The organism is Pseudomarimonas salicorniae, from assembly GCF_023156535.1.
In the GTDB taxonomy this organism is placed as follows: domain Bacteria; phylum Pseudomonadota; class Gammaproteobacteria; order Xanthomonadales; family Xanthomonadaceae; genus Pseudomarimonas; species Pseudomarimonas salicorniae.
Map to the genome: position 1 here is coordinate 1 of NZ_JALNMH010000001.1, position 14,638 is coordinate 14,638.

The window sequence follows — 14,638 nt, forward strand, 5'->3', positions numbered from 1 at the left end:
TCGGCGGCGTTGGCAATGCCGTCGCCGTCCGCCACCAGCTCGGCGGTGGTGGCGTTCTTCATGGTGAAGTCGTAGATGCGCTGCGGGAACGAGGCCGAACGCCGCGTCGGGTACACCGGCATCCTGTACTCGGGGTAGCGCTCGAACATCGCCTGCTGGCCGACGCTGAGCTTGTCGGCATGCTGCTTGTAGTTCGCTGCGGTGATCGTCAGCGTCGGCTTGTCCGCCGCGAACGGATCAGGATGATGCCCGCCCTTGGTGAACCCGGCGGGCGGCTTGGTGATGCCGCCCTCCCAGGCCGGGATCGTGCTGCCGTTCCCGGCTTTCTCGGCCCCGACCGGGGTCAGCTCCTTGCCCAGCTTGGCCGCCTCGGCCGCGCTGACCTTGGCCTCGGCGGCCAGGGGCAGGCAGAGGACGATGGCCATCGCCAGTCGCCCTGCGTGATCTCGCTTCATTGCTCGATATCTCCCATCTACAAGTTAAGTGCGGAGCCTGCGCGCCGGCTCAGAAGGCGTATTTCAGGGCCAGGCTGGCGAAGTCGCGGTCGGCGATCTGGTTGAGGGTGCCGGCGCCGGAGAACCGGGTGTAGGCAAGCTCCAGGCTCCAGCTGTCGAGGTAGACCGCTTCGACGCCGAGGGTCAGCGCCTTGCGGCCCTCGAGGAAATTGCCGCCCGGGCCCGGGGTGATGCCGCTGACGTCGTGGTTGAAGGCCAGCCGCGGCAGCAGGCTGACCGGCGAGCCGCCGACCGAGTTGTAGGTGGCGCGCAGCAGGGCGCGATAGCCCCAGCTGGTGGCATCGGGAAAGCCGTCGACCTGGGTCAGCGGATTGCGCAGCGCGCCGTCGAGGATGTCCGGCCCGCCGCCGGTGTCGGTGCCCTCGCCCTCGTAGCGCAGGGTGGCGGCATCCGGCAGGCCGCCGACGCGGGTCACCCCGGCCTCGATGGCGAAGGCCAGCTGGTCGGCGCCGGGCAGCAGGTCGGGCCCGAACAGCTTGCTGAGGGTGACCTGCAGCTGGCTGACCCGGTGACGACGCCAGCCGCGGATCTCCTCACCGAAGCCGAAGCTGCCAAGCTGGCTGTTGAAGCGCAGCGGCGGCGGCAGGCCGGCGTTGAGCGGGCTGAGCCCGGCGAACAGCAGCTCGACGTCGTCGACCTGCAGCGGCTGGTTGCGTCGGTGGCTGATCTCGCCCTGCATGGCCCAGCCGCCGGGCAGGGCGCTGTTCCAGCTCAGTCCGAACAGGTCGATATCCTCGGGGTACTCGAGGAAGTAGCGTCCGCTGGACAGCGCCGCCGAGGTCACCGCGCGGCCGGAGAGGACCGGCAGCCGGCTGTGATGGCGCAGGTAGTAGGCGCCCCACTCGGTGCTGAAGCGGTCGTCGCTGAAGTAGCGCGCGGCGAGCCCGAACTGCCCGTGGTCCGAGGCCGAGCGGGTCTCGGCGCGGGGGAAGGAGGCGCCACAGCCGGCGGCGATCAGCCCGGCCGCGGTGGCTTCGCCGAAACGGCTGGCGTAGTCGGCGAAGCGGTCGCTGGCCTGCGGCCGGGCCGCGGCGCCGAGGCAGGTGGCCGCGTACAGGCCGGGATCGATCACCGGCGAGGGCACGGTGCCGAAGCCGAGCATCACGTAGCGTCCGCCGGGCGTGCCGAAGTCATTGCTGCTGAAGTAGCTGCCGGCGGGCTCGGGCTCGACCTCCTCGAACTCCAGCAGCCAGGTCGCCTCCAGCGACCAGTGGTCGCCCCAGGACAGGCTGGCCCAGAGCGCATCCAGCGGCAGCAGGGCCTCCTTCACCTCGGAGCCGGCCACGCGCAGGGCGGCCAGGTCGAAGGCGTTGATCGCATTGATGCCGCCACGCAGGAAGCTGCTCTCGCCCCAGTTGATCACCTGCCGTCCAACGCGGAGCGAGCCCGACACCTGATCGCCCGCATCGAAGGACTGGTAGAGGAAGGCATCCAGCAGTCGGGCGCGCTCGCCGATCAGCCGGTCGGCCTCGCGGCTGGGCGCGCGGCGGCCCTGATTCTCGGCGTCGTGAAAGTAGCTGGCGCGCAGGAAGGCGCCGCCGCTGTCCCAGCGCAGCTGCGCCTCGCTGGTGATGCGGAAGGCGGTGGAGATCGGATCGCCACTGGCGAAGCGGCGGTTCCCGTCGTCGCGGTTGGCGGAGAAGGCCCCACGCGCGGCGACCTGCAGCGCCTGGGCGGCAGCGGGATCACGGGCCAGCAGTTCGCGTATGCGCAGCGAGAGCAGGGGATCGAACTCTGCCTTGCCGATCAGGCGATCGTCGGGGCTCTCGACGCGCCAGGCAGCGCCCAGCGACAGGCTGGTGTCGAGGCTGACGTCGAAGTCGCCCCAGCGCGTCTCGACGGCCTGGGCGGCAGACGCCGGCAGGCCGAGGGCCAGTGCGAGGGCGAGACTCAGACGGGCGGGCGAAGGCGGCGGCGCGCGCCGGGTCGGAGAGGCAGATCGGGGCATGGCTAAGGGTCCGGGGTCCAGTCAGGGGGAGGACCAGGCGGCCCGGGACGGAGGCAGCGTGCCCGCAGCCCTCCCGGCCGACGCGTTGGGAGCCGCGTCAGGACCGCCTGGTGGGGCCGACTGTGCCGCCCACCGGCGTCGCGCCTCAAGCTCGGGAGGCGCGCTATCTATCTGATTTGAAATGAAATGAAGAAACCTGAAAAGTGCTGAACCGGCGCCGCCGCGCTTCCACCCGGCGCGGAGCGGGAGAGGCTGTCGAAATCGGCCACGGCCGGCGTCGTTACCATGCCGCATCCCGCGGCGAGACGGAGAACGACATGAAGTACGCACTGCTGATCTATGGGGACGAGTCGACCTGGGCGGACATGGACGAGGCCGCCATGCGTGAGGTGTATGCCGCACACGAGGCCTACGGCAAGGCGATGACCGAGGCCGGGGTGCTGCGCGGCGGAGAGGAGTTGGCACCCAGCCACAGCGCCACCTCACTGCGCTTTGCCAACGGCAAGCCGACCCTGCACGACGGCCCCTTCGCCGAGGCCCGCGAGCAGCTCGGCGGCTTCTACCTGATCGAGGTCGATACGCTCGACGAGGCCCTCGACTGGGCGCGGAAGATGCCGGCCATGTCCTCCGGCACCGTCGAGGTCCGCCCGCTGGGCATGGCCTCGGCCGGCTGAACATGCTGCTGGGTCGGCTGCTCGAGCAGGTGCTGCGCCGCGAGGGCGCCGGCCTGCGGGCGGCCCTGATGCGCCTCGGCGGCGATCTCGACGCCGCCGAGGATGCGCTACAGGAGGCCTGCCTGCGCGCCCTGCAGCGCTGGCCCGACGAGGGCCTGCCCGAGCGCCCCGCGGCCTGGCTGCTGACCGTCGCCCGGCGCCTGCTGATCGACCGCATGCGCCGCCGTCGCGAGCTGCCGCTCGAGGACGACCACGCCGCGACCCTTCGTGACCCCGGGCCCTGCCCCGCCGGGGAGCTGGAGCAAGGGACCAGCCCCGGCGGCGCGGTCGATGACGATCGCCTGCGGCTGCTGTTCCAGGTCTGCCATCCGGCGCTGGCTCCTGAGGCCAGCATGGCGCTGGCGCTGAAGGTGGTCTGCGGGCTGAGCACGCGCGAGATCGGCCGCGCCTTCCTGCTCGGCGACACCGCCGCGGCGCAGCGCATCGTCCGCGCCAAGCAGAAGATCCGCCAGTCGGCGATTCCCTTCGCCCTGCCCAGGGCGGCCGACCTGCCGCTGCGGGTTGAGGCCGTCCTGAAAGTGATCTACCTGCTGTTCAACGAGGGCTACGCGGCGACCGAAGGCGAGGCGCTGATCCGCCCCGACCTCTGCCGCGAGGCGATCCGGCTTGCCGAGCTGGCCTGCGCCCTGCTGCCCGGCGTTGCCGAGGCCTGGGGGCTGCTGGCCCTGCTGCATCTGACCGACGCCCGCCGACCGGCGCGACTTGGCGCCGACGGCGCGCTGAAACTGCTGGATGAGCAGGATCGGAAGCAGTGGGACCGAGCGGCGATCACCGCAGGCGAGCAGGCGCTGCAGACCGCCCTCGCCCTGCACCAGCCCGGGCCCTACCAGGTGCAGGCCGCCATCGCCGCCCTGCACGCCGAGGCCGCCACGCCGGGCGACACCGACTGGGCACAGATCCTCGCCCTCTACCGCCGTCTGCTGCAGCTGCAGCCCGGTCCGGTGGTGGAACTCAATGCTGCGGTCGCCCTGGGCATGGCCCGGGGCCCGGCGGCCGGCCTTGCCTGGCTCGACCGGCTCGAGGCCGGCGGCCTGCTCGAGGGCTACCACCTGCTCCCCGCCAGCCGCTCCGCCCTGCTGCAGCGACTGGGCCGCGAGGACGAGGCACTCGCCGCCTGCGAAACCGCCCTCACCCAGGTCCGCAATGACGACGAGCGCCGCCTGCTGCAGGCACGCCGGGCGGAGCTGATGGCGAAGCGGCTGCAGACCGGATAGGGCGCGAAGTTCGTATTCGCCCCGATGCATCAATTGGGCCGATGTTCTGTGGGAGTGCCCTTGGGCGCGAACCGGACATTCATAGGGTGCGGCTGGCCGCACCGGGCGTACCGTCCGAACGCCCGTATCGGTGCGTCCAGGACGCACCCTATGGGGCTTCGCTGACGCCCAACGAAGCCCGACTGTAGGAGCGCACATGGGCGCGACCGCGGCGTGACGTGTTCTCCACAGACCGCGGCCAGAGCGAACCTCCGCGGTCGCGGCCATGTCCGCTTCTACGAAAAGCCCGCCGATCCGAAGCCCCGGCGAACGTCCGCTTCGCGCCCGATGCGGTCCCCGGCCCGGGCTTCAGAAGTCCTCGAAGCCGTTGGCGAACAGGCCCGGGTCGCCTTGAAGGCGCAGGAAGGCTGCGTCGTCGTCGCGGCCGGCGCCGGGGACGCGGTCGGCGTAGCCGGCCAGCAGCAGGCTGCCGTCACTCAGCACGGCCACCGCGCGGGCCTCGTCGGCGCCCTCGACCAGCGGATAGGTGGAGCGTCCGCTGCCGTCGCCATAACCGCTGTCGATGCGGCCATTGGCGAGCAGGCGAACGCTGGCGAAGTCGCTACCGGAGACGTTGCCGATGCGTCCGGTGGCGTAGCCCGCAGCCACCAGTTTGCCATCGCGCTGCAGGCGCAGCATCGCCGGTTCGTCGTGGTCGGTCGAACTGCTGAACTTCACCAGGGTGCGGCCATGGCTGCCGAAGTCGGTGTCCAGGCTGCCGTCGGCGTGCAGGCGCAGGAAGGCGAAGCCGCGGTCGCCGCCGCGGCCGAGCAGGACGATGCCGCCATCGGGCTGCAGCACGGCATCGTCGATGCGCGACAGGCCGCTGCGCACGCCGCCGCTGTTGGCATCGACCAACACCACCTGCCCCGCGCTGCCGAAGGACAGGTCCGGCTGACCGTCGGCCAGGTAGCGGCGGACGATCGCAGTGCTGCGGGCAAAGACGTAGCCGACCACGACGAAGCCGTCGTCGCCGGACAGCTGGCCGTCGGCATCGAGCGCGATGGCGGTGACGTACTCGCTGACCTGGGCCTGCGTCGGCGCTGCGATCACGCGACCGGCATTGCCGAAGCTGGCGTCCAGGCGACCGTCGGCGGTCAGCCGGGCGATGGCGAAGCGTGGGTAGGTGAAGTTGCCATCGACGGCAAAGCCGGTGCCGGCGACGATGATCCGGCCGTCAGACTGCAGGGCCACCGCGCGCGCCTCGTCGTTGCTGCTGTTGTTCGGTCCCATGTTGAAGTGGGTCAGGCCGCGGCGCAGGCCGGGGCGAGCCGGGTCGGCATCGCCGAAGGCCTCATCGAGGCGACCGGCCTCGTCGAAGCGGATCACTCCGAAGTCGGTGTTGGCAGAGGGCTCCAGGGCGCCGACCGCGACGATCCGCCCATCCGGCTGCCGGACCATGGCGGTGACATACTCGCTGTCGCCTCCCAGTCCTACCTGCAGCAGGCCGCCATTGGCGAAGGCCGGGTCGAGCTGGCCGTCGCCGAGCAGGCGCAGCACGCTCATGTCATCGCCGCTGCCGGCCCCGCCCGAGGGGATCTGCAGCGCGCCACCGGCGAACACCGCGCCATTCGCATCGGCCAGCAGGCTGTTGATCCGCTCGGCGGTTCCGCCGCGACCGACGTAGAGGATGCCGCCCTCACCGAAGCTGAGATCGAGATCGCCCGGAGCAGCCCCGGCATGCCCCACCGGCAGGCTGACCAGGGCGGCCAGCAAGCAGCCCAGCAGCGGGTAGCCACCGACCCGGCGCAGGCGGAAGCCGCGCCGCGGCCGTGGGCGCTCGGCCTCGGGCAGGCTCGGCGGCGCGGCATTGGCGGGTGACGCCGGCCTTGCGCGGTCCGGCTGGACCATCAAGGCAGCGGAGATCAGGGTCAGGCCCTGGGACAGGCCGGCCAGGGTCGGGGCGGAATCGCGGGTGGGGCGCATCGGAGAACCTTTCTCTTCCGGCACCGGGAAGGGCCGTTCCCCGCTGCTAACGCAGCTTTGCCGCGTCGCGTATCAGCACGCCTGAATCCGCCGTTCAGCGATGGCTTGGCCAGCAGCGACCAAGGCACCCGCCGGCGCCGTATTATCGCCGCCAGAGCGGGTGGAAGCAGGGTCATGACGGCAGAACAGGCGGTCGAGAAGCAACAGCTGACCCAGCTGCTGCGTGCCTGGAGCGCGGGCGATGGCAGCGCCGCGGACGCGGTGCTGTCGATGGTCTACCAGCGCATCCGCCAGCTCGCCGCGCAGCGCCTGCGCATGGATGGTCGCGGCGCCCTGCTGCAGCCCACCGAACTGGCCAACGAGCTGATCGTCAACCTGCTCGACGCGAGGGTCGGCTGGCAGGATCGCGTGCACTTCTTCCGCAGCGTCGCGGTGGCGCTGCGCAACCTGCTGCACGACGAGGGCCGGCGCCGGGCCAGTTTCAAGCGCGGCGGCGACCAGCTGCGAGTCAGCCTAGGCGCGGTCGAACATCTCGTTCCCGCGGAGGCCGACGACGCCGGCGCCCTGCACGAGGCGCTGGAGGCCCTGCGGGCGCAGGACCCGCGCAAGGCCGACGTGGTGGACCTGCACTGCCTGGTCGGACTCGAGCTGACCGAGGTCGCCGGGGTGCTGGGCATCTCGCTGGCCACGGTTAACCGCGACCTGCGTTTCGCCCGTGCCTGGCTGCGCCAGCGCCTCGACGCATGAACGCCGAGCGCTGGGCGCGCCTGCAGGCGCTGTTCGAGGAGGGCGTTGCCCTGCCCGCCGCCGGGCGCGCGGCCTGGATGGCGGCGCTGGACATCGATCCGGCGCTTCGCGAAGAACTGGCCGGGATGCTGGCTGCCGACCAGGAGGATGGCCAGCTGACCCGCAGGCTGCAGAGTGCCCTGGGCGCCGCCGGCGAGGTGCCGCCGCCCGGCACGCGGCTGGGCGCCTGGCGCCTGATCGAGCCACTGGGCAGCGGGGGCATGGGCCTTGTCTTCCTCGCCGAGCGCGCCGACGGCGACTTCCGGCAGCAGGTCGCGATCAAGCTGATCCACCGCTTCGGCACGCTCGATGCCGCACGCCAGCTGCGCCACGAGCGCCAGGTGCTGGCGGGGCTCGAACACCCGGGTATCGCGCGCCTCTACGATGGCGGCGAGACGCCGGGCGGCCAGCCCTATCTGGTGATGGAGTACATCCGCGGCGCGCCGATCACCGATGCCTGCGAGGCCCAGCGCCTGCCGCTGCGCCGGCGCATGGAACTGCTGCGCGACGTTGCCGAGGCGGTGCACTATGCCCACCAGCGGTTGATCGTCCACCGCGACATCAAGCCGGCGAATGTGCTGCTGCGCCAGGACGGTCGGCCGGTGCTGCTCGACTTCGGCATCGCCAAGCTGCTCGACGCCGACGCCGCACGCGGCGCCACCCAGCCCTGGTTCACGCCGGCCTATGCCAGCCCGGAGCAGCGCCACGGCCGCCCCGTGAGCACCGCGACCGATGTCCACGCACTGGGCCTGCTCGGCTACCAGCTGATGACCGGCCTCCCTCCCGAACCGGATGCCGAGGATCGCATCGCCCTGCCCAGCCGTCGCGCGCCGGCGGACCGCGCCCGCGCCCTGCGCGGTGACCTGGATACCCTGGTCCAGCGCGCCACCGCCGTTGAACCCGATCGGCGTTATCCCTCGGCCCAGGCCTTCGCCGACGACATCCGCCGCTGGCTGACCGGACGCCCCCTGCTGGCGGCCCCCGACCGAATCGGCTACCGCCTGAACAAGCTGCTTCGCCGACACCCGGTGGCGGCGGGCAGCCTGCTGGCGCTGGCGCTGGCCGTGACGCTGTTCGGCTGGCGCCTGGCCGATGAACGCAATCGCGCCCTGCGTGCCGAGGCGGTCGCAGAGCGCGAGGCCGCCAATGCGAGAAGCGTCTCCGACTTTCTGACCGCCCTGTTTCGGGAGGCCGACCCCGAGACCAGCGGCAGCGCCGCGCTCACCCCCGCGGAACTGCTGGCGCGCGGACGGGCGCAGCTGCGCGCCGATGCCTCGATGAGCGGCAGCCAACGCGCCCGTCTGAGCGCCGCCCTGGCTGCGCTCTATGTTCAGATCGGCCAGCCGGAGCAGGCCGTCGCCCTGGCCGACGAGGCACTGCGCCTGGGCAACCGGGCCTCGGCATCCGAGCGCGCCGACTGGCTGCGCACCCGCGCCCTGGCCCACGACCAGCGCCACCGGTTCGCCGACGCCGAGGCCGACTACCGCGCCGCGGTGGGCCTGCTGCGCATGGAATCCGACCCGGCTGCGCTGGCCGCTGCGCTGGCCAGCCACGGGCTGGTACTGACCCGCCTCGACCGCCACCGCGAGGCCGAGCCGGTGCTGCGCGAGGCGATCGCCCTGCAACGCGAGCTGGAGGGCTCGGAGTCCCTGGATGCCTGGCGCTACGAGGTCTACCTCGGCGAGATGCTCTACAACGCCAGCCGCGACGAGGAGGCGCTGAGCGTCACCCGGCGCGCCGTTGCCGGCCTCGGCACGGCACTTGGGGGCGACCATCCGGACTTCGTCTCCGCGCTCGGCTTCTACGGCAATCTGCTGCACAGCCTGGGCGACAACGCCGCCGCCGAGGAGGTCTTCCTGCGCATCCTCGCCCATCGCGAACGCCTGCTGCAGCGGGACAGCCAGAAGCTGGCCCTGATCCACAACGCCCTGGGCACCGTCTACTACAACACCGGTCGTTCGCTCGAAGCGATCGACCAGTTTCGCGCTGCGCTGGAGATCGGCGCACGCGAGGGCTCCCGCGACGACCCCTCGCACGCCATCGACCTGATGAACCTGGCCTCGCTCTACGAGCAGGTCGGCGACTATGCCCCGGCCCTGCCGTTGATGCGTCGCGCCAACGCAGTGTTCGAGACCGACCCGGACAACGCGCAGTCGCTGCTGCCGCAGTCAAGGCAGAACCTCGGGCGCCTGCTGATGCTGGCCGGCGAGGCCGAGGAGTCGCGGCGCTGGCTGGAGATGCCGATCGGGGAGCGCCCCGACCGCGGCTGGATCACCGAGCGCGGCCGCCAGCGCCTGCATCTGGCGGAGTGGGAACGCCGGTTCGGCACGCGGGACCAGGCGCTGCGCTGGATGCGCGAGGCCGAGGGACGGCTGGAGGACATCGGCGGAGCCGGGAGCCCGCGCGCAGCACAGCTGGCGCGTACGCGAGGACTGATCGCCTTTGCCGACGGCGAGGCCCAGCGGGCCCGCGCCGAGCTCGAGGGCGCACGGGCCCGGCTGCTGGCCGCCCGCGGCGAGCGCTTCGTCGGCCTTGGCGAGATCGATCTGGACCTCGCCGAAGTGGCCCTCTCGGAGGGCCGGCCGGTCGAGGCCCGTGAGCTGCTGGCCCGCGCCCGGCGGATCCTCGACCCGGTACTGGCGCCAGCCGCCCCGCAGCGCGTCCGCCTGCAGGCGCTTGAGGCCGCCGCGGCCACGTCGGGCACCCGGGCCTGACCCCCCACCGGCGGCGGGATGCCGTGGCCGGCTGGAGCGCAACCGCGGAAAGCCGGACAATAGGCGTTTTCCCGTTCCGGGCACCGTGCCCGATACAACCCGACAGGTGACCCCATGGGCCGAGGCCCCAGCATCGAAGGCCGCAAGAATGCCGAGGACGCCAAGCGCGCCAAGGTGTTCACCAAGCTGATCCGCGACATCACCCTGGCCGCCCGCAACGGCGCCGACCCGGCCGGCAATGCCAAGCTGCGCAGCGCGATGGACAAGGCGCTGTCGGCCAACATGCCCAAGGACAAGATCGAGAAGGCGATCCGCCGCGGCTCGGGCGCGGATGGCGGCGCCGACCTGCAGGAAATCCGCTATGAGGGCTACGGACCCGGCGGCGTCGCCATGCTCATCGACGCGCTGACCGACAACCCGGTGCGCACCGTCGCCGACGTGCGCCACGCGCTGTCCAAGCACGGCGGCAATCTGGGCACCTCGGGCTCGGTCGCCTTCCAATTCTCGCGCACCGGCCAGATCAGCCTGCCCGCCGAGGCGACCGACGAGGACACGGTGATGGAAGCCGCGCTCGACGCCGGCGCCGAGGACGTGTTCAGCGAGGACGGAGCGATCATCGTGCTCTGCCCGCCCGACGCCGTCGATGCCGTGGAGCAGGCACTCAAGGCCAAGGGCCTGCCGGTCGACCGCGCCGAGGTCGCCATGCGCCCGGCCAACCGCAGCGCGGTCAGCGGCGACACCGCCGAAACCCTGCAGGACCTGCTCGACTGGCTGGACGAACTGGACGACGTGCAGGACGTCTTCCATAACGCCTCGTTCGGCTGATCGATCAGCCGCGTTGCGGCGGCCGCTTCGGCGGCCCGCCGCCGGTCAGCCATCCGCCGACTGTGCGCAGCATCTGCGGGTGCTGCAGCAGGGCGATATGGCCACAGTCCGGAACCAGAGCCTGCCGCGCCGACTCCACACCCAGATCCCGCGCCGGATGGCGATGCCGGCCAAGCGCGCTGGCCACCGGCACCAGTCCGTCACTGCGTGGCCGCACGCCCCCTGCATTCTTCGACAGCGTTGCCGCCAGCGCGTGCATGGCCACGGTGGCCGGGAATGCGGCAGGTGGATCGGCCGCCGCGTCGACCACGCCATGGCGCAGGTCGGTGATCCCCGCGCTGCGCAGGCGCGCCAGCCGTGCGAACGGCGTCACCAGCGGCAGGGAGGCCAGCAGGCGTTCGACGCCGTGGCCGGCGCGCTCAAGCGGTGCGCCATGGTGCGGCGTGCCCAGGCTGATCAGCGTGAGCGGTTGATCGATCCAGGCAAGCCCTCGCCGCGCGGCGCTGTGGCAGGCGGCCCGCGCCACCAGCCCCCCCATGCTGTGCCCCACCAGCACCAGTGAATCGGCGGGGATGGGCAGGGCGTCCAGCACGCGCTGCAGCGAGGTGGCAAGCCGGGCACCGTTCTCCGCAATGTGCAGGCCACTGTTGTAGTGCAGCTGCAGCACCTCGTAGCCCTGTGCAGCGAGCAGGTCTGGCAGGTCCAACGCCGCCCCTGCCCGGCCCGAGACCGGGGCTTCGTGGTCCCTCCCATGTGCAGGTCGATTCCAATGCACCGGAGCCATGCACAGGCCATGGATCAGCAGGGCGATGCGTGGGCCTGCCGTCGCCAGCGCGTCGCCCAGGGCGGCGCTGTCCTCCAGCGGCAGGACCCGCCCCCGACATTGGATGCGCATCGGCAGGGCCAGCGGATTGCCGCTGCGCTGCAGGTGATCGCCCAGCACGCCGTTCAGCGCGGCGAGCAGCGCCTCCCGCTGGGCGCTCGATGACGCGGTCGTGGCGCCGGAGAGCGCGCTCGGCAGCGCCCGGTCCAGCACCCAGCCCACTGCGCCGCTGATGCCGCGCACGCCGGCATAGGCGAGCCGGGCGATCGGGTCCGGCCTGCCCGATGCTCCTAGCGCGCGCAGGGTGGCCACGCGCTGGATGCCACCGTGGACGGCCTCGACCAGGCTGGCCACTTCCTGCACCGCATCGACGCCGAGTCGCCCGATCCCACGGAGTTCGGCAGCGCTCAATCGGATCGGCATTCGGCGTGGACCTTTCTGGGTAGCGGCGCGGGGCCTGAGAGCAGGACAGGCCTACGATCCCACAGGGTACGCCCTCGAGGGCGCGCTGCGGCGACCCGCACATCGCTGCGGCCTGGGTTGACGGCCGGCGCGAGCCATGGACCGGGCGTACACTACATGCACTTTCGTCGAGAAGGGGATGCACCATGAGCACTACGACCGAGCCCACGGCCGCCAGCGATCTCGCCGGCGTCGGCAAGCGCATCGGCGGAGGACTGATCGACCTGTTCGTGTCCTTCGTGCTTATCATGATCCTTGGCGCGGCATCCGGCTTCGGCGCCGGCACCAGCACTGGCGAGGCCACCGTCGGCTATACGGTAAACGTCGACGGCATGCCTTTTCTCTACATGTCACTGATCGTGTTCGGACTGTTCACGCTGTTGGAGTGGAAGCTCGGCAAGACGCCGGGGAAGATGCTGCTGAAGATGCGCGTCGTTCTCGCCGACCGGCAGACGGCGACCTTCGGCGCTGCCCTGATACGCAACCTGTTCCGCGTCGTCGACGGCCTCGGCCTCTACCTGGTCGGCCTGATCATCATCGCCACCGACAGCGAGAACCGCCGGCTCGGCGACATGTTCGGCGGCACGCGGGTGGTCAACGACTAGTGTCCTGTCCCGGAAGTACGTTGCTGAAATCGCGACGCGGATGCGTCGGCGAGGCAAGGCGCGAGGAGGAGGCATAGCAGCGCTATGGCGAGGACGAGCAACGCAGCATCGGCGGCGCAGACCGAGCGAGTTTGGTGATGTATTTCCGGGACAGGACCCTGGCAGAGTCGCGAAGCCGGAAGCCCCACGCGAGGCTGGGCTTCTGCGAGTCGCCGCGTACAACGCTCCGGACTGACCGGAGTGGATCCGCCATCAGAAATCCCTGCAGCCCAAGCTGCAACCGTCGTGGTCGTGGTCGTGGCCGCCGGGCGCCTCCTTCCAAGGCAGCTCGGCCACCATCGATCCGGTGGTGATCGTCATGCCGGCGTTGTCGTGCCGTCCTCAGGACGCTGCAGAGACCTGGCGCCGGATCAGCTCCAGTGCGGTATCCAGCGCCTCGGGGCCGGGGCTCTCGACATCCGGCTGCACGCCCTTGCCCTCCCAGCCCGGGCCGCTGAGGTTCCTCCACTCCGAGATCAACAAGGCGAAGCCGAGACCCAGGTCATGCAGCATCGCGCCATTGCCGGCACCCCGGGTGGTCTCTCCGACCAGGGTGGCGCGGCCCAGGCGACGGGCGGAGTAGGCCGCCATCTCGGCCGCCGAGGCGCTTTTCTGGTCGATCAGGATGTAGAGCGGCACCTGCGACAGACCGGGCAGCGAGCGGTTCGGGTCGGTGATCAGCACGTCACGCAGGTTCTCGGCCCGATTCTCGGCGACATGCAGCTCGACCACCGGTGACGGCGGAAAGAAGGCACTCAGCAGGGCGGCGACGGCATCCGGTGCGCCGCCGATATTGCCGCGCAGATCCAGGATCACGCCCTTGGCCGTACCCAAGGCGGCCAAGGCCTGCTGCAGGCTGGCGGCGGACAGATCGGCGGGCACGAATCGGCTCAATGCCAGATAGCCGATCTCCCCTTCGAGCACGCGTGACCCGGTGATGCCGTAGTTGCTGGCGGCGAGCTCTTCCACGCTGCGCGGGTCGATGCGGCCGCTGCGGATCACCTGGCGCGTCGCACCCGCATCGTCGTCCCGTTGCACCCGGGCCTCGCCCTGCATACCCGGCGCGAACTGGTGGTCGGGCTGGTAACGCATCCGCAGATGCAGATCCGGCACGGTGGCGCGCAGCAGGGCGGTAATCTGATCGGCGAAGACGTCCGGATCCGCAACGTCCCGGAGTTCCCCGGCGCGCCCAGCGGCGCGCAGCCGCTCTGCCAGGCGCCGACCGAGTTCGGCATCGAGGTAGCGCTGTTCGAGCACGACGGCGGCGCGCTCGATAACGTCGGCGCGCCGAGTGGTCGCATCTTCGGCGGCGGCGAGGGGCAATACGATGAAGGAGAGGAGGAGAGCAAGGCCACGCAGGGAGCGGGGGGATCGCATGGAAGGGAACCGGTCAGACGGCGACATTGCCGTCCTCGCCCTCAGCAGAAGGCATGCCAGTTCGGATGACGTGACTGTTAAGTCGTCCCGGCGAGCAAGGCGTTCCACTCGGCGCAGCAGCGGCGACCGGCTCTCGGATGACGCTCCCCAATTGAGCATCGCGATCCCGATTTGGGCACTGCGGTCAGGCGATACGGGCCCGCCCGCACAGCGACCGGAGGGCAGTGTGCGCCGGTAAAGCGGGCGGACGCCACGACCCACCCCGATAGCACTCCCCTTACGCCATTCGGCGCAAGGGAAGGCTGGGAGGCGGTTTGCCCCGGGCCCGGGCGGCGGCCGCGCTGCGTGGTCTCGCGACCTCGGCGATCAGCGGGGCGGGGCGTGCGGTGCGTCAAGACGCACCCTATATGCGCCGTTCGGCGCAGGGAGAGGCTGGGAGGGGATTGCTGCGGCGATCGATGCGGCGCAGTCGATTCGGGATTCTTGCGCCTTCGTCGATCAGTCGTCCCGGTCCCCGCCCCGTCGATTCGCCGGGGTGGCGTGCGGTGCGTCAAGACGCACCCTATGTCCTCTTGCCCGACCCCGTCCTGCATGCGAACGTCCGCGCGAACCGTTGCTTCTGGGGAGACGC

General features: G+C 71.2%; 11 protein-coding genes. 6 read left to right on the forward strand and 5 right to left on the reverse strand.

Going from position 1 to position 14,638, the window contains the following annotated elements; translation table 11 throughout:
* Together M0G41_RS00005 and M0G41_RS00010 are read right to left on the reverse strand one after the other, a co-directional pair.
* Positions 1 to 455: DUF1329 domain-containing protein (locus M0G41_RS00005; RefSeq protein WP_248203946.1), on the reverse strand; the 455-nt coding region annotated here is incomplete at its 3' end.
* Positions 456 to 504: 49 nt separating this feature from the next.
* A complete protein-coding gene (locus M0G41_RS00010) occupies positions 505 to 2,463 on the reverse strand; it encodes a DUF1302 domain-containing protein (protein WP_248203947.1) in 1,959 nt (652 codons plus the stop codon).
* Positions 2,464 to 2,780: 317 nt separating this feature from the next.
* Between M0G41_RS00010 and M0G41_RS00015 the strand changes: the two genes are divergently transcribed.
* Both M0G41_RS00015 and M0G41_RS00020 read left to right on the forward strand, forming a co-directional pair.
* Positions 2,781 to 3,137 (forward strand): YciI family protein, encoded by a 357-nt coding sequence (locus tag M0G41_RS00015; RefSeq protein ID WP_248203948.1) that lies wholly within the window; start codon positions 2,781 to 2,783, stop codon positions 3,135 to 3,137.
* Positions 3,138 to 3,139: 2 nt separating this feature from the next.
* Positions 3,140 to 4,411 (forward strand): RNA polymerase sigma factor, encoded by a 1,272-nt coding sequence (locus M0G41_RS00020; RefSeq protein WP_248203949.1) that lies wholly within the window; start codon positions 3,140 to 3,142, stop codon positions 4,409 to 4,411.
* A 348-nt stretch (positions 4,412 to 4,759) separates the two neighbouring features.
* On the opposite strand, the gene M0G41_RS00025 is transcribed toward M0G41_RS00020, so the two are convergent.
* Positions 4,760 to 6,376 carry an NHL repeat-containing protein gene (locus tag M0G41_RS00025; protein WP_248203950.1) on the reverse strand — a complete coding sequence of 539 codons (1,617 nt, stop codon included), beginning with the start codon at positions 6,374 to 6,376 and terminating at the stop codon, positions 4,760 to 4,762.
* A 174-nt stretch (positions 6,377 to 6,550) separates the two neighbouring features.
* Between M0G41_RS00025 and M0G41_RS00030 the strand changes: the two genes are divergently transcribed.
* The 3 genes from M0G41_RS00030 to M0G41_RS00040 all read left to right on the forward strand — a co-directional run bounded on the left by M0G41_RS00030 (position 6,551) and on the right by M0G41_RS00040 (position 10,701).
* The gene (locus M0G41_RS00030) at positions 6,551 to 7,123 is read left to right on the forward strand and encodes an ECF-type sigma factor (RefSeq protein WP_248203951.1); all 573 of its coding nucleotides are present in this window, start codon (positions 6,551 to 6,553) and stop codon (positions 7,121 to 7,123) included.
* Entirely contained in the window at positions 7,120 to 9,876 is a 2,757-nt protein-coding gene (locus M0G41_RS00035; protein WP_248203952.1) for a protein kinase domain-containing protein, read from the forward strand. The genes M0G41_RS00030 and M0G41_RS00035 overlap by 4 nt, the downstream gene beginning before the upstream one ends.
* 114 nt (positions 9,877 to 9,990) lie before the next feature.
* On the forward strand, positions 9,991 to 10,701 hold the full coding sequence (locus M0G41_RS00040) for a YebC/PmpR family DNA-binding transcriptional regulator (protein WP_248203953.1): 711 nt from the start codon (positions 9,991 to 9,993) through the stop codon (positions 10,699 to 10,701).
* Between the two features lie 4 nt (positions 10,702 to 10,705).
* On the opposite strand, the gene M0G41_RS00045 is transcribed toward M0G41_RS00040, so the two are convergent.
* On the reverse strand, positions 10,706 to 11,947 hold the full coding sequence (locus M0G41_RS00045) for a PGAP1-like alpha/beta domain-containing protein (RefSeq protein ID WP_248203954.1): 1,242 nt from the start codon (positions 11,945 to 11,947) through the stop codon (positions 10,706 to 10,708).
* Between the two features lie 185 nt (positions 11,948 to 12,132).
* Here M0G41_RS00045 and M0G41_RS00050 point away from each other — a divergent pair, with 185 nt between their 5' ends.
* On the forward strand, positions 12,133 to 12,591 hold the full coding sequence (locus tag M0G41_RS00050; protein WP_248203956.1) for an RDD family protein: 459 nt from the start codon (positions 12,133 to 12,135) through the stop codon (positions 12,589 to 12,591).
* A 381-nt stretch (positions 12,592 to 12,972) separates the two neighbouring features.
* Here the strand turns inward: M0G41_RS00050 and M0G41_RS00055 are convergent, their stop codons facing one another.
* Entirely contained in the window at positions 12,973 to 14,007 is a 1,035-nt protein-coding gene (locus M0G41_RS00055; protein ID WP_248203957.1) for a S41 family peptidase, read from the reverse strand.
* Positions 14,008 to 14,638: the final 631 nt, after the last annotated feature.